Here is a 6,519-nt window from a genome sequence, read left to right as displayed (position 1 = left end):
TGAAAAATGATATCCATATTTTGTCCCTAATTTACGGATAGTTATTGCTCCGGATAAGTATTCCTTAGTTACTTCTCCCTTTAAATGCGATTTGTCCATTTTGTCCTTGATTTTTTTGTCAACCCAGGTTAGGACAAGTCAACCATACAAAATCACCTGCTAATCCCTGCCGAATTAAACTGCAGGTCGTACAGTTTGCGGTAAAAGCCATGCTCTATCCGCAGCAATTCCTGGTGGGTGCCAATTTCTTTTATTTCGCCGTGGTCAAGCACGATGATCTTATCGGCACTTTGGATAGTGGATAAGCGGTGAGCGATCACGATGGCGGTACGGCCCTGCATCAGCTTGTTAATGGCATTTTGGATCAGGATCTCTGTTTCTGTATCTACCGATGAGGTGGCCTCATCCAGGACAAGAATTGCCGGGTTATAAACCAAAGCCCTGATGAACGAAATTAACTGCGCCTGCCCGGCAGACAGCGTTGCCCCCCGTTCCATTACATTATAGTCATACCCGCCTGGCAAACGCTCAATAAATTCGTGAGCACCCACGTCTTTGGCAGCTGCGATCACTTGCTCCAGCGTTATATCGGGATTATTCAGGCTGATGTTATTGGCAATGGTATCTGTAAACAAAAACACATCCTGAATTACAGTAGCGATGCGCGAACGGAGATAGTTGACATCGTATTCGCGGATATCAATACCATCAACTTTAACACTACCCTTTCCGATTTCGTAAAAACGGTTCAGTATGTTTATAGTGGATGATTTACCCGCGCCTGTAGCGCCAACCAGGGCCAGCGTTTTTCCGGGTTCGATATGGAAACTGATGTCTTTTAACACCCAGTTTTCATCGTTATAGGCAAACCAAACGTTTTTAAATTCAATATCGCCCAAAATATGGGCTGGTTTCAACGTGCCGGTATTTACAGCAACTTCATCAGTATCCAAAACCTTGAAGATCCTGTCGGCGCCTACCATGCCCATTTGCAGGGTATTAAATTTATCAGCCAGCTGGCGTATCGGCCTGAAAAGCATATTCAGCAATACAATAAATCCGGTAATTACGCCGGGAGTAATACCATGTTCTCCCGCTGAAAATGATTTGAGTTGCTGATCGGACAAAATTCGTTTACAACCGTACCAAACCAACAAGCCGATGCAAATAGCAAACAATATTTCAACTACCGGGAAAAAAATAGAGTAATACCAGTTGGAGCGGATATTCGCGTCCCTGTATTTTTTGTTTACGGCGATAAACTTGCGCATTTCCTGGTCTTCCCTGGCGAAATTCTGGATAATACTGATACCCGAAATATGCTCCGCCAAAAAAGTATTCAGATGCGCCACTTGGGTACGCACCTCCTGGAAGGATGATTTAATTGCTTCTTTAAAAACATAGGTGGATAAAAGCAGCAATGGCATCGGGATGAGTGTGATTAGCGCAAGCTTCCAGTCCTGGTACATCATGATGCCAATAACGGCGATCACCAGTAACATATCACCCATAATGGAGATCAGCCCTTCTGAAAATATATCGGCTATAGTTTCCAGGTCTGACACTGTTCGGGTGATCAGCATGCCTATTGGCGTGCGGTCGAAATATTTTAACCGCAGGCTGGTGATGTGATTAAAAATATCAATCCGCAGATCACGGATCACCGACTGCCCCAGGGAGTTGGTGAGATAAGTTTGATAATATTGTGCTATGGTTTGAATAAAGAGCTGTAAAAACATTAACTCCACCATAAACAGCATGCCGTTGTAATCGCTCTTTAAGATATAGTTATCCAGTGTTTTCTGGATCAGGATAGGTTGAACAATGGCATTGGCTGCAATAAATACTGTTAAAAACGCCGAAATGATAAATGTAAGCCGGTAAGGTTTCACATATTTCATTACCCTGCCAAGCAGTTTCCAATCAAGCGCTTTACCGGTTACTTCGGCCATTTAGTGAATTAGTGATTTATTGAATTAGTGAATGGGCAAATTTAAATTTATAAATCCGAAATAAAGCCTTTCGCCTTTATGCTTTTGCCTTTAACCTAATATTTTACTTCCGTCAGATATAACCCGCAGGCCGGTACGGAAGTCCCCGCATTGCTCCTGTTTTTACTTTCGATGATTTTCTGCATGGCTTCGGGTTCAATTTCTTTCCGGCCAACCATGATGAGCGTGCCGACGATCGCCCTTACCATATTGCGTAAAAAACGGTCAGCCGAGATGCGGAAAACAATGCCGCTTTCTGTTTCTTCCCAGCGGGCATATGTAATTTTACAATTATTGGTTTTTACCTGCGTGTTTGATTTGCTGAAACAGCTAAAATCGGTATAAGCCATCATCAACTGGGCCGCCTTATTCATCAGCTCCAGGTCGGGCCGGTCGCGCAATTCCCAGGAATAATTATTTTTAAAAGGATCTTTGTTAAAATGAATATGATATTCATAGGTCCGCAATTTGGCGTCGAAACGGGCGTTGGCATCCGCAGCCACAGGGAAAAGGTTCATTGCTGCAATATCAACAGGTAAAATGGCGTTGATACTCCGCAATAAGCTATCTTTTTTTTCCAGGGACCATGGACCATCGACCATGGATTCCCCTGCATCGAAATGCGCAAAAAAATCCTTTGCATGAACGCCTGTATCGGTGCGCCCGCAGCCTGTTGTATCAATGGGTTGCCTTAATATGACAGAAAGCTTCTCATTTATTACTGCCTGAACGCTGACCGCATTTTTTTGCACCTGCCAGCCATGATAATTGGTGCCGTTGTAGGAGAGTTGAATAAAGTAACGTTGAGGGGTTGCCACAATGCAAAGGTAACAATTGTTAAAATGTTTTGCTCCATCCCAAAATGGAACTGCTTAATAAAGCGTTACCATCCTGATTTCGTATCGTCCCCCCGCGGATCTGCGCCGCCATGGTAATAACCGTCCTTGGTTATTAAAATAGCATCTACCCTGCCGATCTGGCCATGGTCAACCATTTTATAGCCTTTTTTCTCCAGGCGGCTTTTTTCGTCAGCACTAATAGTTCCTCTTTCTACTTCAATCACATCAGGCAGCCACTGGTGGTGAAAACGTTTTACATCTACGGCCTGCTGCATATCCATGTTAAACTCGATAACATTTAAGATGGTTTGAAAAACCGAGGTAATAATGGTAGCCCCTCCCGGTGTACCAACCACCATAAATAATTTGCCGTCTTTTTCGATGATAGTCGGGGTCATGGAGGATAGCATCCTTTTTCCAGGCTGGATACTGTTTGCCTTTCCACCTACTAGTCCAAACATATTGGGTTCACCGGGCTTCGAGCTAAAGTCATCCATCTCATTATTCAGCAAAAAGCCTGCGCCTTTCACAAATATGTGCGACCCGAAAGAATCGTTCAGCGTTGTAGTGATCGACACGGCATTCCCTTCGGCATCCACAATAGAGTAATGCGTGGTTTGGTCGCTTTCGTAACCGGCTATAATTCCGGGTTGTATGGAAGCACTTGGTGTGGCTGCATCCCAATTAAAGCTTTTCATCCTCGATTCATTGTATATCGGGTTAATCAGGCTATCCACCGGTACTTTATAAAAATCCGGGTCGCCCAGGTATTTTGACCTGTCGGCATAAACCCTGCGCTCAGCCTCAACCATTAACTGCATGGTCGAATCTGTATTATGTCCCCACCGGTTCAGCGGATACCTTTCAACCGAATGCAAAAGTTGCAGCAAAGCGACACCACCACTGGACGGTGGTGGCATAGTTATTATTTTATACCCTTTATAATTGCCGGTTACAGCCTCCCGCCAAACAGAGTGGTAATTTTCAAGGTCACTTTTGGTCATTATGCCATTGCCTGTTTTCATTTCGGCCACTATCTGATCAGCCACCAGACCGCTGTAAAAACCTTCTCTACCTTTATCACGGATCAATTCGAGCGTTTTAGCCAGATCTTCCTGCACCAGCAGGTCGCCTTCTTTCCAACCATCACTTTTCAGCAGGTAGGATTTACCCGGATTAAGTTTTATGAATTGCCCCCTGTCGTAATTAAGCGCAGAAGCAAGTTTCCTGGTTATTTTAAAGCCATTGCGTGCCAGGTTTATAGCGGGTTGTAAAAGGCCGGCCCATTTTAATTTCCCATATTTATGATGCGCCTCAACCATTCCGTCTACAGAACCAGGAACGCCTGACGCCTGGTGCGTATATAAACTCATATCAGGTATTACGTTACCTGCACTGTCCTGGTACATTTTGCTGCTGGCGCTCGCCGGTGCTTTTTCCCGAAAGTCAAGCGTATTGGTTTTTCCGGATGCCGACCGGTAAACCATAAAACCTCCGCCACCAATATTGCCGGCTTCCGGATGGGTAACCTCCAGGGCGAATTGTACTGCAACCGCGGCGTCAACCGCGTTACCGCCTTTTTTCAATATATCCAAACCAACCTTTGACGCAAAAGGCGTAGCGCAAACTACCATACCGTTGTTGTATTTGGTACTATCCTGCGCATGGGAAACATGCACAGTAACAACCAGCAAAAGACATACAGAAAATTTTTGCAGCTTATTTTTCACGTTGAAAAAAACATTCCCCCTGCTCCCCACCATTTTATTTGCGGTAAATACGTTGCTCATAATTAAAGTCATAGTGCGACTAATTTATAACAATTAAGGTAATAAATTTAATAATAACCATAATAATACAATTATACATTACATATGCCTTTTCATTTTTTATCTTTGAAAACCAACAATTTAAACGCAAATTTCCTTCGATTTTTGTATTAAAAAGCATAAAACATCATTTTTGCCGTTTTATTTAAAACAATTACTCATGAAAAAATTATTATTCAGTTCCTTTTTTTTAGTTTCCGTTCTGTTTCTCAGTCAGCAATCAAAAGCCCAGGATTACAAAACTGCGGTTGGTTTAAAATTTGGCGGTTATGAAAATGGTATTTCCATTAAATATTTCAGCACTCCTGATATCGCCCTCGAAGGCGAATTGGGTTTCCGCGCGCATGGCGTTGTGATCTCGGGTTTATACGAGATCCACCAGGAAGCTTTTGGTGTAAAAGAATTAAAGTTTTATTATGGTGCAGGCGCACATATTGGTGCCGAAGGCAGCGGAGTTTATCAAACTTTTGACGGCGGCAACCAGGTGTATAACCAAAGCCATATTTTGCTGGGCGTTGATGGTGTTTTAGGGCTTGAATACAAAATCCCCCAGACCCCTGTCGCTATCAGCCTTGACTTAAACCCAAGGGTTGAGCTGGCTACCGGACCGTTTTTTGATATTGCACCAGGATTAGGCTTAAAATATACTTTTTAGTTAGAAGTTTGAAACCTGCCGGCAGGCAGGGTCAGGGAAGTCCGAAAGAAAACCAAAAGTCTTTCGGACTTTCTCTTTACCGAACTATAACAATCTTATCATAATACACCTTCTGGCCCAATACTATTTTTAGAATGTAACTACCGGGCGCCTGTTTTGCTACATCAATTGTTGTTGCAAAATTACCCTTTGAAATGGTTTGCAGGTTGGTATAAACTATTAAGCCGGCTGAATTTATCAGGGATAAATTTAAATTGCTATTTGCGGATGATGCAAAAATAATGCTTAGCTGATTGTTTGCCGGAACCGGGTAAACAACCAGACCAATATCTGCGGTGTTTCCATTGTTTGAGGTAAGCACATAAACATAATTGTCAGACAAAAGCTGGCAACCCGTACTTAAGGAGATTCCAACCATGTAATTGCCGCTTTTGGTTGGGCTATAGGTTTGACCGGTAGCACCATCAATCGCTTTACCATCAATATACCATTGGTTCCCTGCCAAAAAATTAGAAGTAAGCGCTGTTCCATTAAGGCTAATTACAGGTTGGGTAAGGGAAACTGCCTGTCTTGCCTGGGCCGCGCAGCCAGGGCTTTGTAATTTCAAATCATAAAAATAGTAGTAAAAGTTTTTATAGTAGGCCGTGTCGGTACCTGAAACGGCATTATTACCATCAATACTAAAAACATTTCCTATTTTAAAAGGATAGCCGCTTACCCCGGTATTGCTACGGTAAATAGTTGCGGTATTGTCAAATACGGCCGTTAAGGTATAGGCGCCCGCGGCAGGCAGCAGTAAATTTAAAGGATATACGGCGCCCTGGTCGTTCAGATCGTCGGCTTGCGGGCCCGCAGCCGGATTAGTACGGGTAGCAACCGCATTAATGGTTGCTGTTGATACCACCTGGCCGTTGGCGTTGGCGACGTTAAAGGTTATTTTACCGGAATTACCGATGTATAAACGTGCACTTTTAATTATTACAGGGATGCGCGTGCTTATATTGATGTATGGTGTAAATTGGTTGTAACCGCCGCCGCTGAATGCATATTTGGTAGTCGGGCCGATACTTCCTTTAAAATCATTCAAACCAGCGTAATAGCTATTATTTATGGGTACCTGCGCTACAGTTGCGGGCGAACCGAAGGCAAAAGGAATCGTATCAGCAACATTTTGGTACCAAAGTATTTCGCCATCGCCCGAACCC

The 6,519-nt window shown here is 43.5% G+C and carries 5 protein-coding genes; 1 reads left to right on the top strand and 4 read right to left on the bottom strand.

Annotation, left to right across the window (positions count from 1 at the left end):
• Positions 1–152: 152 nt before the first annotated feature.
• The 3 genes from QZY09_RS21075 to ggt all read right to left on the bottom strand — a co-directional run bounded on the left by QZY09_RS21075 (position 153) and on the right by ggt (position 4,620).
• Positions 153–1,952, bottom strand: coding sequence for an ABC transporter ATP-binding protein (locus QZY09_RS21075; protein ID WP_295675768.1), 1,800 nt, complete (start codon positions 1,950–1,952; stop codon positions 153–155).
• A gap of 95 nt (positions 1,953–2,047) precedes the next feature.
• The gene (gene truA / locus QZY09_RS21070) at positions 2,048–2,809 is read right to left on the bottom strand and encodes a tRNA pseudouridine(38-40) synthase TruA (protein WP_295675765.1); all 762 of its coding nucleotides are present in this window, start codon (positions 2,807–2,809) and stop codon (positions 2,048–2,050) included.
• A 65-nt stretch (positions 2,810–2,874) separates the two neighbouring features.
• Positions 2,875–4,620, bottom strand: coding sequence for a gamma-glutamyltransferase (gene ggt, locus QZY09_RS21065; protein WP_295675762.1), 1,746 nt, complete (start codon positions 4,618–4,620; stop codon positions 2,875–2,877).
• A 199-nt stretch (positions 4,621–4,819) separates the two neighbouring features.
• On the opposite strand from ggt, the gene QZY09_RS21060 reads away from it, so the two are divergent.
• A complete protein-coding gene (locus QZY09_RS21060) occupies positions 4,820–5,314 on the top strand; it encodes a hypothetical protein (protein ID WP_295675759.1) in 495 nt (164 codons plus the stop codon).
• Between the two features lie 76 nt (positions 5,315–5,390).
• On the opposite strand, the gene QZY09_RS21055 is transcribed toward QZY09_RS21060, so the two are convergent.
• On the bottom strand, positions 5,391–6,519 hold a 1,129-nt coding region (locus tag QZY09_RS21055; protein ID WP_295675757.1), incomplete at its 5' end, for a T9SS type A sorting domain-containing protein.

Origin of the sequence: uncultured Mucilaginibacter sp. (assembly GCF_903913935.1) — a bacterium.
Classification (GTDB): domain Bacteria; phylum Bacteroidota; class Bacteroidia; order Sphingobacteriales; family Sphingobacteriaceae; genus Mucilaginibacter.
Note: the sequence above shows the minus strand (reverse complement) of the source record. Positions and strands in the feature narration are given on the sequence as shown.